The sequence below is a fragment of the Streptomyces sp. CB01201 genome (assembly GCF_002803085.1).
Lineage (GTDB): Bacteria > Actinomycetota > Actinomycetes > Streptomycetales > Streptomycetaceae > Streptomyces > Streptomyces hundungensis.
On sequence record NZ_NNBJ01000009.1, the window covers coordinates 114,778 to 132,510 of the forward strand.

Here is a 17,733-nt window from a genome sequence, read left to right on the forward strand (position 1 = left end):
AACTCCCGCAGGCTGCAAGGGGTTACGTTCCTTGACCCCGGCCGCCTCCGGACTCGGCTCCTGGGCGGCGTGAGTCACTCACCGCCCTCCGCGAGGCGCGAGTCCGCTGCGCGGCCTCAAAGCGAAGTGCCCACCCCTGCGACCGCCGCATCAACCGGTCGAGGGTGTTGTCGTGGAGCAAACGGCGGGCGGTGGCCCAGCGGGTCTCGTCATGCGTTGCCTGGGTGGCCCGTTCCATCTGACGTCCGGGGCGCTGGGATCGTGTGCGATCTACCGGGCGAGAGCCCGGCGCACGGAGATGTCTAGCGGCGGTGACGGACGTCGCCACTGGTCATCCACGTGCGAGACCCATGGCGCCCGGTGCGGAGCGACCGGTTCGCCGGACGCGGCGACGCGCGAAGGAGTGGCCAAGGCGGCTCGGTTCGCGATGAACTCCGGTTCTCTCGCCTACTCACTCGGCAGGCTTCCTGCCACAAGGGCCGGAGTCTCCCGCCGCCCAAGCGGTGCCCTGCTCGGGGCTGATCCCTGCCACAGCGAGGCATAGGAGACGGTCGGCCTGGGCCTCGGGGTCCGTGTGGTGCTCGGTGGCCAGAGCGATGCCCACGCAGAGGGTCAGCAGGTCGTGAAACGTGACGTGCGGTGCAATCGCCTTGTCCCGAACTGCCCGCCGGATCAAGGGAGAAGCGGCAGCTTCGAATTTGCCGGCACAGCTGCTCGGGGAGGACTCTTCGGTGGGGGGCTCGTAGCTGAGGACGTGGGCGAATCCGCGGGCCGATACGGCGTAACGCACGAGGGCGTGGAGCCAGTCCAGGAGTGCGGTGCGGCCGTCCTCGGTCGCGCTCAGTTGATGGGCACGCTCGCACAGCCCCTCGACGCGCTGCTGGAAGACAGCTTCGAGGAGGGCGCGCCGGGTGGGGAAGTGTCGGCGCACCGTTGCCGAACCGACGCCGGCGGTGCGGGCGATCTGCTCCTGGGATGCCTCGGCGCCGTGCGCGGCGACCTCAGCCTCGGCGACGGCAAGGATGCGCTGATAGTTGCGTCGGGCGTCCGAGCGCTGACTGGTCATGATCTCCCCATTGCTAAGTGGCGGGCCCCGCCATATCGTAAACGACAGCAGAAACGGCGGGCCCCGCCGTTTTACTTCGATCTGCGAGGAGAACCAACCATGCCCGGCAGCAGCGATACCGTCCTGGTCACGGGCGCCACCGGCCAGCAAGGCGGCGCCACGGCTCGCGCACTTCTGGCCGCCGGAGTACCCGTGCGCGCGCTCGTACGCGATCCGCGATCGAAGCCCGCCCGGGCGATCGAGGCTCTGGGCGCCGAGCTAGTGCGGGCGGATCTCTCCGACCGGGCCTCGCTCGGCCCAGCGGTCGAGGGGGCTCGCGCGGTGTTCTCGGTGCAGATGCCGCCCATGACCCGGAACAGTGTCGACTTCGCAGGCGAACTCGCCCAAGCCATGCACCTCATCGACGCGGCCAAGGGCGCGGGAGTGCGGCAGTTCGTGCAGTCCTCGACCAGCGGAGTAGGTGCACACACCCGCGTCGCCGGCTGGGCCGAGGGCCGCTGGGCGCACATGACGGACTACTTCAACACCAAGCAGGCAATCATGGACGCGGTGCGTAGTGCCGGCTTCGCCCGCTGGACGGTGATCAAACCCGCCTTCTTCATGGAGAATCTTCCACTCCTGGCACCCAACGGGCCCCGGGGCGGACTGCTGACGATACTGAAACCGGACACCGAACTCGCCCTGGTTGCGGTGCGGGACATCGGCGCCGCCGCGGCACACGCCCTGCGGGACAGCGACCGGTTCCACGAAGTCGAACTGGAACTCGCCGGTGAACTGCGCACCATGGAGCAGATCGCCCAGACCCTGTCCGCAGTCTGGGGCGTGCCCGTGACTGCGCCCGTCATGAACCTCGAAGAGGCCCTCGCTGCGGGGATGCCCGAGTGGGGAGCCGGGCACGAATGGAACAACGCGGTCCTCCAGCCCGCCCGGCCCGCCTTCGCCCGGAAGTTGGGCATCCCGCTCACCACCTTCGCCGAGTGGGCGGACGAGCAGTTGACACCGCTTTCCCGCTAGCGATGTTCAGCTCGTGATCGTCGGCAGCCTTCGGCGAGAGAGGCCGGACCAGGAAGTTGACGTGGCCTGACTGACAACCCGCTCACTCAACCGCCAGGTGTGGAAGGCTTCGAGGCCCGCGACAATCCGCTGTTTCGCGACTGCCCGCCACGGACGCCGTCACATCCTGGGCGGCCCACACCCTCCTTCGGGTCCTTCCTGCGGCCGGGTCCTTCCTGCGGCGTTCCGCTGGACTGCCATGCTCCTCTCCCTGGTTGAGCCGGCCGCCCTGTCGCCCGGCTCGGCAGCGTCCACGCCATCGCCGCTTCTGACGCCCACGACGCCACCGTCGACGTCGACAGCGCCGACACCGTCCTCGCTCTCGCGCTGCTCGGTACAGGGATCGAGGCGCTGCCGTGCATCGCCGTACAGCTGGGCTCGTTACGGGCGACGGCGCACCAACCGTCCCGCGCCGAGCTCCTCACCGAGCCCCCTCCCGTGCCGGGCCTCAGCCTGCGGCGACATGCATCGATCGTCCTTTTCAGTACGAATTGTGCTAATCAGTAGGCATGTCGCATCCTGGGACGCTCATCCTGATCATGGCCATCGCGGTGCTCGCCCCGCTTCTCGCCTATGCGACGAGGCGTCGGTTGGCTGTTCCCGTAGCGATCTTCGAGATCGGCCTGGGCATCGTCCTGGGACCGGACGTTCTGGGCTGGGCCCACTCCGACACGTTCATCGACACCCTGTCCAGCCTGGGCCTCTCCATGCTGATCTTCCTGGCCGGTTACGAGATCGAGTTCGCCGCCGTGCGCGGGGACACGCTGCGCCGGGCCGTCGGCGCCTGGGTGTGCACGCTCGCGGTTGGGTTGGGCATCGCGTTCGCCCTGACCGGCGCGCAAGCCACCAAGAGCTTCGTCATCGGCACCGCGCTCACCAGTACCGCGCTGGGCGCCGTCCTCCCGATGCTGCGCGACGCGGGCGTGCTCCACAGCCGGTTCGGAACCGTGGTGATGGCCTTCGGCGCGGTCGGTGAATTCGGCCCCATCATCGCGATGGCGCTGCTGCTCAGCGGCCGGGCTCCGGGCGCCGCCACCGCCGTCCTCGCCGCGTTCGCCGCCGTGACCGCCGGCGCCGTCTTCTGGGCGATGCGCCCGCGCCCGCCGTGGTTCGCCCGCCTCATCGCCACCACCTTGCACACCAGCGGCCAGTTCGCCGTCCGCCTGGTCATGCTGCTGCTCGCCGCCATGCTCGGACTGTCCGTCGCCTTCGGCCTCGACACCCTCCTCGGCGCCTTCGCGGCCGGCCTGCTCACTCGCCTCGTCCTGAACGGAGCGGCCCCCGAAAGCAGCGCCGAAGTCCTGGGAAAGATCGAGGCGATGGGTTTCGGCTTCCTGGTACCGGTCTTCTTCATCGTCACCGGCATCAACTTCGACCTCCAGGCCCTGCTCGACGGCGGCCGTCCCCTCCTCCTGCTGCCCGTCTTCCTGCTTCTGTTCCTCCTGGTGCGCGGCGCGCCCGCCTGGCTGCTCGCTCCGCGTGACCTTTCCCGCCACCAACGCACGTCGCTGACGCTCTACTGCGCCACCTGTCTGCCTCTGGTCGTCGCCATCACCACCATCGGCACCGACGACGGTGTACTGGAGAGAGGCGAAGCCGCTGCTCTTGTCGGCGCGGCCATGATTTCCGTCCTGGTCCTTCCCCTCCTGGCCCTCAAAGCCCTCGCAGCACACCGAGATCGCCCGTCCGACACCGCGGACCCCGTCCCGGAAGCCTGGTGAAGCGCGTCGCTCCTCGTCCGGCCGACGCCCCGAGCCTGTCCAACTCGCCGCGGCGGTGGCTCATCCCATTCCCGCGGCCCTCGAACTGGTACTTCTCCCGCCCGGGTCAGCGCGTGTTCGACGTGGTGGTGGGCGGCTCGACCGTCCTCAAGGACTTCGACATGATCGGGACGGCCGTGGCGCATGGAGCTGACAGCAGCGAGGCCTTCGGCGTCGAGAAGGACATCCCGGTGACCGTTGCGGACAACGGCACGCCCACGGTCGGCTTCGTTCGCTGTGCGGCCAACCAGCCCCAGGTGAACGCCCTGGCCATGGCGCCGGCCGTTCGCCGAGGTCCTGCCACCGGTCACCTCGGCCACGAACCGCGGCGCCCCGGACTCCCGAGGGCGCAGACCCGGTGACGGCGCCGAGTCCGTACCCCGGCGTGGGCCGACGCCGCTCCCGCCGAGTTCGGAAGGCTCGCCGCTCGCCGGACCGTGCGGATCCGTACCGAGGATGAGGACGACATGACCGGCCCCCAGGGCAGGCCGTACCGGGCGACGATGATTTCCGCGAGGGGGACCGACGCGCTTTCATGAGACGAACGGACAGCACCAGGAGGAGAAGTGCCCCTCACGCCCAAGGGCATGGCAACCCGGCGACGCATCGTCGAAGGCGCCGCGTCGCAGATCCGCGACCAAGGCGTCTTCACACTGCGGCTGGAGGACGTCATGGTCCGCACCGCGACGAGCAAGAGCCAGCTCTTCCACTACTTCCCCGGGGGCAAGGACGAACTGCTCCTCGCCGTGGCCCGGTACGAGGCGTCCCGGGTGATCGACGACCAGCAGCCGGAGCTGAGTTCCCTCACGTCCTGGGCGGCCTGGCAGAAGTGGCGCGACAAGGTCGTCGCACGGTACCGCGCGCAAGGCAGCGACTGCCCCTTGCACACAGCACTCTCCCAGGTGGGCGGAGCCACCGAGGCAACGCGGGCCGTGGCCCAGGAGTTGCTCGACCGGTGGCAGGAACAGCTCGCCGCGGGCATTCGCCTCATGCAGTCAAGCGGTGAGATCGGCGCGGGACTGGACCCCGACCGCGAAGCCGTCGCCCTGCTCGCCGGCGTTCAGGGCGGCGTGCTGATCCTCCTCACTACCGGACGCAGCACGGCTCTGGAAGCGGCACTCGATGTCGGCATAGCCCACCTCCGGGCAACCGGCCGAGGCCGGCACCGAGAGGGCGCTCCCGCTGCGGTCGAGTCGGGCTGAGCCGGTCGGCGACCAACCGCACAGGTGGACCGGAGCGTCGGTCACGGGTGCTGTCACCGCGCGCCGTCACATGACCGGACAAGCGGTGCCGGATGACCCGTCGCCCTCTTACGTCCGACCATGATGGAGGACGCAAGAGGGCACGTAACGAGCTGACGCCTCGTCAAATCTGTTCTGTGTGAATCAAGTTGGGCATCAGCCCGTGGGCTGACAGATGGTGTAGACCTTGACGGTGTTGTCGGAGGCGGTGGCCGGGTTCTTGAGCCAGATCTGCCAGCGGTTCCCGGAGGTGTCCGGGTTGGACGCCAGCAGCAGCGCGTCCGAAGGGGTGTTGTTCTGGTAAAAGCCACCGCCGATGACCTTGGATCCGGCCGGGCAGGTGGGGCCGTTGAAGTTCATGGACACACCTCGGCCAAGTGCCTGGTTCCCGGACACCAGGGTGATCGGATCGCGGTTCGGCCCCGCCGGTCCGGTCTCCCCCTTGTCCCCCTTGTCTCCCTTGTCACCCTTGGCTCCGCCCTCACCCCTGTCCCCCTTGTCTCCCTTCTCACCCTTCTCGCCCTTGGCCCCGGACGCGCCCTGGGCGCCGTCACGGCCGTCGCGGCCTGGCGCTCCAGCGTTTCCCTGGTCGCCCTTGGGTCCTGCGATGCCCGGATCGCCCGCGTCCCCCTTGGCTCCAACGGGGCCCACAGGACCGGTGGGACCGGGCTGGCCGTCGCGGCCGGTTTCGCCGGTGGCCCCGGAGTCGCCCTTGGCTCCGGCCGGTCCGGCGGGGCCCGTCTGCCCGGTGCCGCCCTTCGGGCCGACCGGTCCCGCAGGTCCGGCTGCACCTTGGGCCCCGTCCTGACCGGGGCGTCCGTCGACGCCCGTGTCACCCTTCTCGCCCCGGGGCCCCGCGGGACCGACCGGTCCGATCTCGCCGGTGTCGCCCTTCGCACCCGAGGCCCCGTCGGCACCGGGCCGACCGTCGCGGCCCGCCGCGCCCGGGTCTCCCTTGTCACCCTTGGGGCCCGCGGGACCGGCGGTCCCGGCGTCCCCCTGCTCACCCTTGGGCCCGGTGGCCCCGGTCGGGCCTTGCGGACCGGCCGGTCCTACGGGGCCCTGGGGGCCATCACGCCCGTCGCGCCCATGGGTGCCGTCCACGCCCGGCTCGCCCTTCGCGCCGGCCGCTCCGGTCTCCCCCTTGGCTCCGGCGGGACCGGTGGGGCCGATCGGACCACGGTCACCGTCACGGCCCGGTTGACCTGCCACCCCAGTCGCTCCCGCATCACCCTTGTCACCCTTCGGCCCGGCGATGCCCGGATCGCCCTTGGGGCCCGTACCTCCCGCAGGGCCGACGGGACCGGCGGGACCGGTTCCGCCGTCGCGTCCGTCGCGTCCATCGGCACCGGGCGCCCCGGGGTCCCCCTGGTCGCCCTTGGGGCCGGGCACGCCCTGGGCACCCTTGGCGCCGGCCGGGCCCGCGGGCCCGGCATCACCGCGTGCTCCTGGCGCGCCGTCAGCACCCTGCTCGCCCCGCGGCCCCGCCGGCCCTGCCGGTCCGGGGTCGCCCTTGACACCTGGACGGCCGTCCCCACCGGCCGCTCCTACTGGACCCGCAGGACCCACCGGACCCCGGGCGCCCTCGCGGCCGTCACGTCCATCGCTACCGGGTCGGCCCGGCTCGCCGCGGTCGCCCTTCGGGCCGATGCCACCCGGCACGCCTTGCGGTCCCGCAGGACCCGCAGGACCCACCGGACCCGCAGGACCCGCAGGACCCGCTTCGCCCTTGGCCCCGGGCTCCCCCTGCGGCCCGGCGGGCCCGGGCTCACCCGCATCCCCCCGCTCGCCCTTCTCGCCAGCGTCACCCTTGGGGCCCGGCTCGCCAGGATCGCCCTTGTCACCCTTGGGGCCCGGCTTCCCGTTGCCGTCGGTGATGTCGGCGCACCACCGCACGGCCTGACGGTTGATGACGTACCGCGCCGACATCCACCCCTCCCGGTCCTGGAGGCGGTACCAGATGTCGTTGCCGTCGACGCTCTGCGCCCGGACCTTGCACTTGATGCGGACGTGCGCCCTGCTCGGGTACTCGCCGAGCTTTTTCGCGGACGTACGCGGTTCTGAGCGGACGAACTGCCCGATGCGCGAGATGACTTGACCGTCCGAGCCGGCGGTCGGAGCCGCCCAAGCACTGCCGCAGGAGGCGATCACCACAGCCACACCGAGCGCGACCGCTTTCGAGCCCAGCCGACTGCCGGCTCTCTCGTCTCCGTACAACGATGTCGACACAGAACGTCCCTTTTCCATTGATCCGGAAAGCTTGGGATGATCTAGGCGGTAACCAGCTCTTACGACAAGACGCCACGCCCGGCAACTCGGAAGCCTCCACCCGGACAGTCGCCGCCACTCCCCCGACGCGGCGGGTCGACCCGCTCGATGACCATCCCCAGCCTTGTCGGGGTTCCCCAGCGCCCGACCAGCAGCTGCTGTTCGCGCCCTTCCCGACCGGCACGACGGGGCGCCGGGCCCTGGACGAAGGACGCTTCGTGCTCACACGGGCCGAATCCGGCGGTGGCGGCTCCGGCCACAACGAGCCGCCGCTTGAGGGAGGCGACCCTTCACCGCGAACTCTCTTCGCATGACGCGACCTTCCATGATGCAAGGTCGGCGCACACCCGCCAACAACCTCCGGGCCCTCGTCGATGCCGGCCGCCCCGACTTCGCTCCGGGCGGTCAACTCGGCTGCCCCGCAGCCGACTTCGAGCCCGCGGGATGAGCGGACCGGGCGCGCGGGACGCGCTCAACTACCCGGGCCAGCTTTGGACTTGCTGGTCCATTTTTACCGTCCTAACGTCCTTCACCTCCCCCGAAGATGACGTTCCCCCGACGAAGACGTACGCCGGGCCCTACGGGACCGTACAGAGCAGAGAGGTGCTGTCATGCATGCGATCCGGATCGAGAAGCACGGCGGACCCGAGGTCATGCGCTGGATCGAGATGCCCGAACCCAGCCCGGGATCCGGCGAAGCGCTCGTGCGCGTACGCGCCGCGGGTGTGAACTACATGGATGTCGGCGCCCGCGCCGAGGGCGGTCCGGGGTGGGCGGCTCCGGCGGTGCTCGGCGTCGAAGGGATGGGTTACGTCACCGCCGTCGGCGAGGGCGTATCGGATCTCGCGGTCGGCGACCGGGTGGCCTGGTTCTACCAACCGGGCAGTTACGCCGAGTTGCTCGCGGCACCGGCGCACTCACTGGTCAAGGTGCCCGACGGCATCGACGACGAGACGGCCGCCGCCGTGATGATGCAGGGCCTGACCGCGAGCCACCTCTCCACGGAGACCTATCCGATCGGCCCGGGGGACACGGCGCTGATCCATGCCGCGGCGGGGGGTGTCGGCCAACTCCTCACCCAGATGGTCAAGGCGCGCGGCGGCAGCGTGATCGGTCTGGTCTCTCGCGAGGAGAAAACCCCTGTCGCGCGGGAAGCGGGGGCCGAGCACGTGCTGGTCCACACAGGGGGCGGTTTCGAGGACCGCATCCGGGAGCTCACCGGCGGGCGGGGCGTGGACGTCGTCTACGACGGGGGCGGCGCCGACACCTTCCGCTCCTCGCAGCTCGCCCTGCGTCCGCACGGGGTGCACGCCTACTACGGCCCGTTCATGGGCGTCCCGACCCTGCGCCCGACCGACCTCCCCAACAGCATCCTGCTGACCTATCCCGTGGTTCATCATCACGTCGCCACCCGCCAGGCACTCGTGCGGCGGACGAGCGAGGTGTTCGCCCTGGTCCTGGACGGACGGCTCACTCCCAGGATCGAGCGCCGCTACCCGCTGGCCGACGCCGCCCGGGCGCACGCGGATCTCGAATCGCGCCGCACCACCGGGAAACTTCTGCTTCTGCCCTGACCAGTCCTGTCCCGTCCCGTCAACCCTTGTCCGTCGTCGTGCGTCGCACGTCGTGCGTCGCACGGAAGGGCGCGACAGAGCCGGGACGACGGCGGTCAGCGCTTCGCCGCCTCCGCCTGGCGCCGCGCGACGGTCCCTTCCAGGAAGGCTGCCAGGATCCGGGCCAGCCGGGGCTCCACCTCCACGATCGCGTGCGCCAGTCGCGGGTCGGCGCGATACAGCGCTGCCACCTCCGGCCCGGGTGTCGCGATGTTCCAGAACGAACCGGCCATCGACGTCGCGGCGGCCATGAGATCCACGCCGTCGCCCTCGGTCAGGTCCGGGAGCCGTGCGCGAACCGCGGCCACGATCGCCTCCACCGCGCTCAGGGTCACCAGCTTGAACGCGCGTACCGCGTCGACCGAGACGTTGCGCTCCAGGTTCATCGGGGCCTGGGCGAGCAGATCGCAGAACATGCCTCGGGCCGCGAGAGTACGGGCGAAGGCATCGGCCACGCCCGCCGCGTCCCCGTCGGCGAGCCGGCCGAGCTCGGCGCACAGGACCGGCTGCCACTCCTGCCAGTCCGCCGCGGTGAGGCGCAGGAAGATCTCCTCCCGCGTTTCGAAGTAGCGCAGCAACGCGGATTTGTGCATGCCCACGGCCGCGGCGATGTCGGTGAGGGTGATCTGCCGGATGCCCCGCTCGGCTCCCAGCGCCCGCGCGGCCTCCAGGATGGCGGCCTCTCGCTGCTGCTTGGCCTGCGGGGACCGGGCGCGCCGGAAGTCGGTGGTGTCCACGGCAGTCATGTTAGCGCAACAGGGTTGCTTTATTAACGAAACGGAGTTTCACTAAGGGCATGGCTCAGAACACCGACATGACGACGCTTGAGAACACCAGCGAGCACACACCTCTGACGTGGTTCGTCACCGGCTCCTCACGCGGTTTCGGCCGCGCTCTTGTCCGCGCAGCCCTGGAAGCCGGCGACGCCGTGGCGGCAACGGCTCGTCGCCCCGGGCAACTCGACGACTTGGTCGCCGAGTTCGGTGACCGCATCGCCCCCATCGCGCTCGACGTGACCGACCCGGAGGCCGCGAGGTCCGCGCTGGAGGAGGCCAAGTGCCGCTTCGGACGGATCGACGTACTCGTCAACAACGCCGGATACGCGAACGTCTCAGCCATCGAGACCGTGGACGACGACGACTTCCGTGCCCAGTTCGAGACGAACTTCTGGGGCGTCTACAACGTCACCAAAGCGGCGATCCCCCTGCTGCGCGAGCAGGGCGGCGGGCTGGTCGTCCAGTTCTCCTCCATGGGCGGCCGCGTCGGCGGCTCCCCCGGCATCGCCTCGTACCAGGCGGCGAAGTTCGCGATCGACGGCTTCAGCCGGGTGCTGCGCGCGGAGACCGCACCGTTCGGGGTCAGGGTTCTGGTCGTCGAACCGAGCGGGTTCCGCACCGACTGGGCCGGATCGTCGATGACCGTGCACGACGTACCCGAGGGGTACGAGGACACAGTCGGTGCCATCAACCGACGCATCCGGCAGAGCACGGAGGGCCCGGCCGGGGATCCGGCCCGTGCCGCGGAGATCCTGGTACGGATGGCCCGGCGCAGCGACATTCCCACGAATCTCGCGCTCGGCGTGATGGCATCGGAGGGGTCCGTCGACCAGGGCCGACGGCTGCTCGCGCAGGACGAGAAGTGGAGCGCGATCAGCCGTTCCGCGGACTTCGCCGAGCCCTATCCCGTCGAGTTCCCCGAGGACACACGTCTCGCGCGTTGACCTCGCTGGCCCCGGCACCCTGCCGGGCATCGCCGGCGCGGTGGTCAGCGCCGACGGCGCCGGGGCCACGGGCGAGTTCTCCGCGCCGCGGACCTACGGTTAGTCGTGGCCGTGGCAGCGCGGCCGACGCACTCGGCGGGCAGCCGCGCCGCTCGCCTGCCCACTCGCCCACTCGCCCGGCCGCTCCGGCCGCTCCGGCCGCTCCGGCCGCTCCGGCCCAGTTGATCTGGTGGGACTCGAACCGGCCGGGCAGAATCGGCCGTATGTCTTCCGGCCGACGACCCGACCACACCCCTGACGGGCACTTCGTCGTCATCGAGGGGCGGAGGTGGCGGGCGACCGACCCCCTGCTCCCGGAAGCCATCGCATCCCGGCTGCGCAAACACCTCATGGCGGCCCGACGTGCGGTGCGCTCGGCTCTCGCCGACGAGGACGAGGCAGCGCTACGGGCCGCTCGCGAGCGCGTGCAGCTTGCGAAGGTGGCACTCGGGGAACGCGGCACTCCCTGGTGGGAACAGAGCGCCTCCCAGCGGCGCCGTCGCTGGCAGGACGGGCTGACCGCACTCGACGAATGACGCGCGTGCCGGCGCGCGCCGGACATCCTCCGCCCCCACCCGTGCGGTGCTGCTGCTCCGACGCGCGCGAGCCGCAGACCGGCGGCCTCGCCGAGCCGAGCGGGCGGCCTCCGGTACACGTTGCGCGATCGAGCGCTGAGCAGCGCCGAGACTGATCCCCTCCTCCTGGACTGCCTGGACTGCCTGAACTGCCTGAACTGCACGGACGGTCCGGCCGTACCGGGGCCGGGCGCGGATACTGCGATGCGCATGGCCGCCGGACATGAAATCCTCCGGCTGTGCCGAACGTCGATGTGTCTCCCGGGCTGTCCCTCTCGTACGAGAGTTTCGGCGACCCCGGAGATCCCGCTGTCCTGCTGGTGATGGGCTTCGGGACGCAGATGCTCGGCTGGCACGAGGACTTCTGCCGGGCGCTGGCGGACCGGGGCCGCTACGTGATCCGCTACGACAACCGGGACTGCGGGCTGTCCACCAAGTTCGACGATCACCCCGTGGACATGGGCGAGTTCATCGCCGCCGTCGGCTCGGGCGACATCGCCACCGCCCTCGCGATGGTTCCCTACCGGCTCGACGACATGGCCGACGACGGCCTTGGTCTGCTCACCGCGCTCGGCATCGAACGCGCCCACCTGGTCGGTGCCTCGATGGGAGGCATGATCGCCCAGGCGATGGCCATTCGCTCTCCGGAGCGGGTGCTGACCCTGACCTCCATGATGTCCTCAACCGGTGAGAGCGAGTACGGCCGGTCCAGCCCGGAGGCCCAAGCGGTCCTCTTCAGTCCCAGGCCAACGGACCGCGACGGATATGTCGCGGCGGCGGAGCGGGAACTGGTCTGGGCCTCCCAGCGATACGGCGACGCCGCCGCGCTGCGTGAGCTGGCAGCCGCCGCCTACGACCGCGCCTACTACCCGGTGGGGATCGGCCGACAGCTGGGGGCGATGATCCTCAGCGGCTCACGCGCGGACGCCCTCCGCGAACTCCGGGTGCCGACGCTGGTGATCCACGGCCTGGACGACACACTCATCGACCCCAGCGGCGGACGGCGCACGGCTGAACTGGTGCCCGGGGCCGTACTCCTGCTGATTCCGGACATGGGCCACGACCGCCCGCGCGAACTCTGGCCCGCACTCCTCGACGCGGTGGCCGCACACACCGACTGACCGGATGCGCGGGCGCCGTCCTCTGCCGCCTCGCTCGCGACGGCGCCGCCGTCCAGCCCCGCAACGGCTGGCAGGCGACACCGGCAACACCCCGGATCTCCGGACAGGGCAAGCTCACGCGGCCGCCGGCCTCCTGTCACGATGGATCGGCGTGCGTGCACCGGTCAGCGGGACTCCCGTGCCGCCCTCCCGCGTCGCGATGATCTCGGCTGCGATGGACAGGGCGGTCTCCTCGGGCGTACGGGCGCCGAGGTCGAGGCCGATCGGGGAGCGCAGCCGCGCCAACTCCCGCTCCGTGACGCCCACTTCACGTAGTCTGCGCTCCCGGTCCTCGTGGGTGCGCCGCGACCCCATCGCTCCGACGTACGCCACCGGCAGCCGCAGCGCCTCCTTCAAGAGGGGTACGTCGAACTTGGCGTCGTGGGTGAGTACGCACAGCACGGTGCGCCGGTCCGTTTCGGTGCGCCGCAGATAGCGGTGCGGCCAGTCGACCACCACTTCGTCGGCCTCGGGGAAGCGGGCCCGGGTGGCGAAGACGGGCCGTGCGTCGCACAGGGTCACGTGGTAGCCGAGGAACTTGCCGGTGCGTACCAGTGCCGAGGCGAAGTCGATCGCACCGAAAACGATCATGCGAGGCGGGGGCACGAGCGATTCGACGAAGAAGGTCAGCGGGCCATCGCCGGCATCCCCGTCCGTGCACTCCAGGGCGAACGTGCCGGTGCGGCCTGCCTCCAGGAAGGCATGGGCCAGGTCAGCCGCCGTGCGGGCCGACTCCGGGCGCCCGCCGAGCGTGCCCCCGTAGGAGGCGTCCGACCGGACGAGGAGCGCCCTGCCCAGCAGGTCGGACGGGCCGTCCACGATCCGGGCGAGGGCAGCCCTCCCACCCTCCGCCGCGGCGAACAGCGCCGCCGACAGCACCTCCCGGTCCGGCGCGGCCGCAGTCACCGGTGTCACCAGGACCTCGATCACTCCGCCGCAGGTCAGCCCCACCGCGAAGGCGTCTTCGTCGCTGTAGCCGAATCGTGCGCGTACGGCACGGCCGTCCTGTAACGCCTGCCCGCACAGCTCGTACACCGCACCCTCGACGCACCCGCCGGACACCGATCCGATCGCCGTGCCCGCGCCGTCCACGGCGAGTGCCGCGCCGGGCCGGCGGGGCGCGCTGCCGCCGACGGACACCACGGTGGCCACCGCGAAGTCGCGCCCCTCCGCGAGCCAGCGCCGCAACTCCCGCGCCAGGTCAAGCAAGAGAGCCGTCCTCGGAAGCCGCTTGCTCGTCCGACGGCCGTGCGCTCGCGGCCAGCAGGACGCGGGCGGGGCGGATCGGCAAGTCGCGGTGGCGTACGCCGGTCGCATGCCAGACCGCGTTGGCGATGGCCGCCGCGACGCCCACGATCCCGATCTCCCCGATGCCCTTGATTCCGCCGACCGGGTCGTCGGGCACCGGGTCGTCCACCCAGTCCGCCTCGATGAGGGGCACGTCGGCGTTGGCCGCGAAGTGGTAACCCGCTAGGTCGGCGCCGATGTGCCCGCCGGACATCTGGTCCCTGATCGCCTCTTCGTGCAGGGCCATGGACAGGCCCCAGGTCATGCCTCCCACCAACTGGCTGCGCGCGGTCAAGGGGTTGACGATCCGGCCCGCCGCGAAGATGCCCAGGAGCCGGCGGACACGGACCTCGCCGCTGGAGACGTCGACCGCGACCTCGGCGAACTGCGCCCCGAAGGAGTGCCGCTCCTTCGGCGGGAGCGAGCCGACGAGTTCGGCGGTGTTGGAGCGGGCGGTGATCCCCTGCGGAGGAACGTCTCCGCCCAGGGCCAGTTGCTCCCGCAGTTCCCCGGCGGCGGCCATCACGGCCCAGGCCCAGGAGCGCGTGCCGGTCGAACCGCCGGCGACCATCGCCGGCCCGAAGTCGCTGTCCGCGATGCGTACGCGGACGCGCTCCGCCGCCACCGAGAGTGCGTCGGCGGCGATCTGGGTCAGCGCCGTCCTGGCCCCGGTCCCGACGTCCGCCGCGGTGATGCGCACGGTGTAGGTGCCGTCGGCCTCGGCCGTCACGGCCGCCGTGGACGGAGCGACGCCCGAGGGGTAGGTGGCCGCCGCCGTTCCGGTGCCGAGCAGCCAGCGCCCCTCGCTGCGCAGCCCGGGACGCGGGTCGCGGTCGGCCCAGCCGAAGCGGCGCGCGCCCTCCTGGAAGCACGCATTCAGGTTGCGGCTGCTGAAGGGCAGTCCGGAGACGGGTCCCGCGCCCGGCTCGTTGCGTGCCCGCAGCGCGATCGGGTCCATGCCGCACTTCTCGGCGAGCTCGTCCATGGCGGACTCCAGGGCGAAGGACCCGGGTGCCTCGCCGGGTGCCCGCATCCAGGTGGGCGTGGGGACGTCCAGCGGGACGACGCGGTTCACGGTGTGGTGCGCGTCGGCGCCGTACAGGATCCGGGCGATGGAGGCGCTCTGCTCGACGAACTCGAAGACGGTCGAGGTGACGCTCTGCGACTGGTGGTCGAGGCCGCGCAGCCGGCCGTCCGCATCGGCGCCGAGTCGGACCCGCTGCACGGTGGGGCTGCGGTAGCCGACGACCGAGAACATCTGATGACGGGTCAGCACGACCCGGACCGGGCGGTCCAGGACGGTCGCCGCCATCACGGCGAGTACTTGGTGGGGGCGGACGCCCTTGGATCCGAAGGCCCCGCCGACGTGCTCGGAGCGCACACGGACCGAGGCCGGGTCGAGGGAGAACAGTGCGGCGAGTTCGTCCGCCACCCACTTGCTCCCCTGGTTGGAGTCGTGAACCTCCAGGCGGCCGCCCTCCCACCGGGCGGTGGCCGCATGCGGCTCCATCGAGCTGTGGTGCTCCTCCGGCGTGGTGTAGCGGGCGTCCACGACGACGGCGGACGCGGCGAGTTCGGCCTCCAGGTCGCCCTTCGCGGTCTCGGCCGTCAGCATCGGAGTGTTCTCCGGCAGGTACGTGCCGGGGCGGTCCGGGTAGAAGGCGACATCGTGCGGCTCGGTGTCGTAGCGCACCACGAGCGCCTCGGCCGCCTCCCGGGCCTGTTCGGAGGTCTCGGCGACGACCAGGGCGACCGGCCAGCCGACGAACGGCACGCGGTCGTGCTGGAACGCCGCCATGACGGGGTCGGGCTGCCCGAGCTGGCCGATGAACTCCGCGTCGACACGCGGGGCGTTGCCGTGGTGCAGGACGGCGAGGACGCCGGGCATGGCGAGGACGGGGGCGTCCTCCACCGCCAGGATCCGGCCGCGGGCGACGGTGGAGGCGACCATCCAGCCGTGCGCGAGGTCGGCGAAGGGGATCTCGCCGGCGTAACGAGCCGCTCCGGTGACCTTGTCCCGGCCCTCGACCCGGCTGTGCGCGGTCCCGACCGCGCCTGTGGTGACGGGGGTTCCGGTCGTGGTGGTCATCGGACGGTCTCCTCGGCGGGGTCGGCCTGCTCGGCGAGTTCGGTCAGCACCGCCACGACGAGGTTGCGCATCAGGGCCACCTTGTAGCGGTTGTGGGGCAGCGGCTCGGCGGCGGCCAGTTCGGCGTCGGCGGCTGCCTCGAACGCCTCGGCGCTCGCCGGTCCGCCGATCAGCGCCCGTTCCGCGGTACGCGCCCGCCACGGCCGGGACGCCACGGCCCCCAGGGCCAGGCGCGCGTCACGCACCACTCCGTCCCTCACCTCCAGGGCGGCGGCGACCGAGCCGATCGCGAACGCGTACGAGGCGCGCTCGCGGACCTTCCGGTACCGGGAGTTGGCCGCGACCGGGGCGGGCGGCAGGGTGATCCCGGTGATCAGCGCTCCGCCCGGCAGCGCGGTCTCCCGGTGCGGGGTGTCCCCCACCGGCAGGTAGAAGTCCGTGAACGCCAGCTCGCCCGGCCCGTCGGCCGTCTCGTACGACACGACCGCGTCGAGGGCGGCGAGCGCGACTCCCATGTCGGAGGGGTGCACGGCGACACAGTGCTCGGTGGCGCCGAGGATGGCGTGATTGTGGTGCTCGCCCGCCACCGCGGGACAACCGCTGCCCGGAGAACGCTTGTTGCACGGCAGCGCGGTGTCGGTGAAGTATCCGCAACGGGTGCGCTGGAGCAGGTTTCCGCCCACGGTGGCCATGTTGCGCAGCTGACCGGAGGCGCCGGCGAGCACGGCCTGCGTCAACGCCGGATAGCCGAATCGCACCCGCGGGTGGGCGGCGAGATCACTGTTGGTGACGGTCGCGCCGATATGGAGACCGCCGGACGCCGTCGCCTCGATCCGGTCGAGCGGCAGTTCCCGTATGTCGATCAGCAGCGCAGGCCGCTCCACACCGGCCTTCATCAGGTCGACGAGGTTGGTGCCACCGCCCAGGTAGCGCGCCGCGGGCTCCTCGCCGCGCAGCGCGACCGCGCCGGGGACGTCGTGCACCCGCTGATAGCCGAACTCCCTCATGCCAGCGCCTCCTTGGCGGTGCCCGTCGCGTCCCCGGCCGCCCGGGCGACCGCCGCCACGATCGCCACGTAGGCCCCGCAGCGGCACAGGTTGCCGCTCATCCGCTCCCGGATCTCCTCGGCACTGAGCGGTGGTGCTTCCGCTTCGGGACTGACGTCGGCGCTGACGGCGCTGGGCCAGCCGGCAGCGTGCTCCTCGATCACCCCGAGGGCCGAACAGATCTGCCCCGGCGTGCAGTAGCCGCACTGGAAGCCGTCGAGGTCGAGGAAGGCCTGCTGCACCGGGTGCAGCCGATCGCCGTCCGCGACCCCTTCGATGGTGGTGATGACGCGGCCCTCGGCGGCGACCGCGAGTTGGAGGCAGGACACCGCCCGGCGCCCGTCGACCAGGACCGTGCACGCCCCGCACTGGCCCTGGTCGCAGCCCTTTTTGGTGCCGGTCAGATCGAGTCGCTCGCGCAGGGCGTCCAGCAGCGTGGTGCGGTGGTCGACCGGCAGCGTGTGCTTCTCGCCGTTGATGTTGAGAGTGATGACGCTGGACGTCAACTGGGCCATGAACAGCCTTCTTTCACGTGCGTGGTGTCGACGGCGGGCGAGGCCGGGGGCCGCAGGGCCCCTGTCACGTGCGCCTGAGGCGTGTGCGCGAAGCGAAGCGGTACGGAGAGGGAACGGGTGCCGGGACAGCCGGCGTGTGCGGCGGAACGCTGTCCGATCGCGCGGCTCCCCGCCCGACCGCACGGGTTCCGCATGCCACTATGGTCCAGTCAAGCGGACAGCTGTCCGTTGATCTCGAACGTAACGGACAGCTGTCCGCTTAGCAAGAGTACTTCGAGCAGGAGTACTGGCACCGCCGGAG

General features: G+C 71.3%; 16 protein-coding genes. 9 read left to right on the top strand and 7 right to left on the bottom strand.

Annotated elements, in window-relative coordinates; genetic code table 11:
- Nucleotides 1–451: 451 nt before the first annotated feature.
- Nucleotides 452–1,066: a TetR/AcrR family transcriptional regulator gene (locus CG740_RS19785; protein ID WP_100576512.1), complete on the bottom strand. Its 615-nt coding sequence runs from the start codon at nucleotides 1,064–1,066 to the stop codon at nucleotides 452–454.
- A 99-nt stretch (nucleotides 1,067–1,165) separates the two neighbouring features.
- Between CG740_RS19785 and CG740_RS19790 the strand changes: the two genes are divergently transcribed.
- The 4 genes from CG740_RS19790 to CG740_RS19805 all read left to right on the top strand — a co-directional run bounded on the left by CG740_RS19790 (nucleotide 1,166) and on the right by CG740_RS19805 (nucleotide 5,081).
- Complete coding sequence (locus tag CG740_RS19790) at nucleotides 1,166–2,080, top strand: NmrA family NAD(P)-binding protein (protein WP_100576513.1); 915 nt, start codon at nucleotides 1,166–1,168, stop codon at nucleotides 2,078–2,080.
- A 548-nt stretch (nucleotides 2,081–2,628) separates the two neighbouring features.
- Nucleotides 2,629–3,840 (top strand): cation:proton antiporter, encoded by a 1,212-nt coding sequence (locus CG740_RS19795; protein ID WP_100576514.1) that lies wholly within the window; start codon nucleotides 2,629–2,631, stop codon nucleotides 3,838–3,840.
- Nucleotides 3,837–4,241, top strand: coding sequence for a malectin domain-containing carbohydrate-binding protein (locus CG740_RS19800; protein ID WP_267895414.1), 405 nt, complete (start codon nucleotides 3,837–3,839; stop codon nucleotides 4,239–4,241). The genes CG740_RS19795 and CG740_RS19800 overlap by 4 nt, the downstream gene beginning before the upstream one ends.
- Before the next feature lie 204 nt (nucleotides 4,242–4,445).
- Complete coding sequence (locus CG740_RS19805) at nucleotides 4,446–5,081, top strand: TetR/AcrR family transcriptional regulator (RefSeq protein WP_100576516.1); 636 nt, start codon at nucleotides 4,446–4,448, stop codon at nucleotides 5,079–5,081.
- A 195-nt stretch (nucleotides 5,082–5,276) separates the two neighbouring features.
- Here CG740_RS19805 and CG740_RS41055 read toward each other — a convergent pair whose 3' ends face one another.
- Entirely contained in the window at nucleotides 5,277–6,332 is a 1,056-nt protein-coding gene (locus CG740_RS41055) for a collagen-like protein (protein WP_159030349.1), read from the bottom strand.
- A gap of 1,366 nt (nucleotides 6,333–7,698) precedes the next feature.
- On the opposite strand from CG740_RS41055, the gene CG740_RS39740 reads away from it, so the two are divergent.
- Nucleotides 7,699–7,836: a hypothetical protein gene (locus CG740_RS39740; RefSeq protein ID WP_159030350.1), complete on the top strand. Its 138-nt coding sequence runs from the start codon at nucleotides 7,699–7,701 to the stop codon at nucleotides 7,834–7,836.
- A gap of 163 nt (nucleotides 7,837–7,999) precedes the next feature.
- Nucleotides 8,000–8,962 (top strand): quinone oxidoreductase family protein, encoded by a 963-nt coding sequence (locus CG740_RS19815; RefSeq protein WP_100576518.1) that lies wholly within the window; start codon nucleotides 8,000–8,002, stop codon nucleotides 8,960–8,962.
- A 95-nt stretch (nucleotides 8,963–9,057) separates the two neighbouring features.
- On the opposite strand, the gene CG740_RS19820 is transcribed toward CG740_RS19815, so the two are convergent.
- Entirely contained in the window at nucleotides 9,058–9,747 is a 690-nt protein-coding gene (locus CG740_RS19820; protein ID WP_100576519.1) for a TetR/AcrR family transcriptional regulator, read from the bottom strand.
- Nucleotides 9,748–9,797: 50 nt separating this feature from the next.
- Between CG740_RS19820 and CG740_RS19825 the strand changes: the two genes are divergently transcribed.
- From CG740_RS19825 to CG740_RS19835, 3 genes are all read left to right on the top strand, one after another.
- Entirely contained in the window at nucleotides 9,798–10,721 is a 924-nt protein-coding gene (locus tag CG740_RS19825) for an SDR family NAD(P)-dependent oxidoreductase (protein ID WP_234376377.1), read from the top strand.
- Between the two features lie 263 nt (nucleotides 10,722–10,984).
- On the top strand, nucleotides 10,985–11,296 hold the full coding sequence (locus CG740_RS19830; RefSeq protein WP_100576520.1) for a hypothetical protein: 312 nt from the start codon (nucleotides 10,985–10,987) through the stop codon (nucleotides 11,294–11,296).
- A gap of 278 nt (nucleotides 11,297–11,574) precedes the next feature.
- The gene (locus CG740_RS19835) at nucleotides 11,575–12,456 is read left to right on the top strand and encodes an alpha/beta fold hydrolase (protein ID WP_100576521.1); all 882 of its coding nucleotides are present in this window, start codon (nucleotides 11,575–11,577) and stop codon (nucleotides 12,454–12,456) included.
- 114 nt (nucleotides 12,457–12,570) lie between these two features.
- On the opposite strand, the gene CG740_RS19840 is transcribed toward CG740_RS19835, so the two are convergent.
- From CG740_RS19840 to CG740_RS19855, 4 genes are read right to left on the bottom strand one after another with little or no spacing between them, the layout of a single operon-like run.
- Nucleotides 12,571–13,704 carry an XdhC family protein gene (locus tag CG740_RS19840; protein ID WP_100576522.1) on the bottom strand — a complete coding sequence of 378 codons (1,134 nt, stop codon included), beginning with the start codon at nucleotides 13,702–13,704 and terminating at the stop codon, nucleotides 12,571–12,573.
- A complete protein-coding gene (locus CG740_RS19845) occupies nucleotides 13,697–15,871 on the bottom strand; it encodes a xanthine dehydrogenase family protein molybdopterin-binding subunit (protein WP_100576523.1) in 2,175 nt (724 codons plus the stop codon). The genes CG740_RS19840 and CG740_RS19845 overlap by 8 nt, the downstream gene beginning before the upstream one ends.
- Nucleotides 15,868–16,878, bottom strand: a complete 1,011-nt coding sequence (locus tag CG740_RS19850) for an FAD binding domain-containing protein (RefSeq protein WP_100576524.1) — start codon at nucleotides 16,876–16,878, stop codon at nucleotides 15,868–15,870. The genes CG740_RS19845 and CG740_RS19850 overlap by 4 nt, the downstream gene beginning before the upstream one ends.
- Nucleotides 16,875–17,432 carry a (2Fe-2S)-binding protein gene (locus tag CG740_RS19855; protein ID WP_100576525.1) on the bottom strand — a complete coding sequence of 186 codons (558 nt, stop codon included), beginning with the start codon at nucleotides 17,430–17,432 and terminating at the stop codon, nucleotides 16,875–16,877. Before CG740_RS19855 ends, CG740_RS19850 begins: the two co-directional genes overlap by 4 nt.
- Between the last annotated feature and the right edge of the window lie 301 nt (nucleotides 17,433–17,733).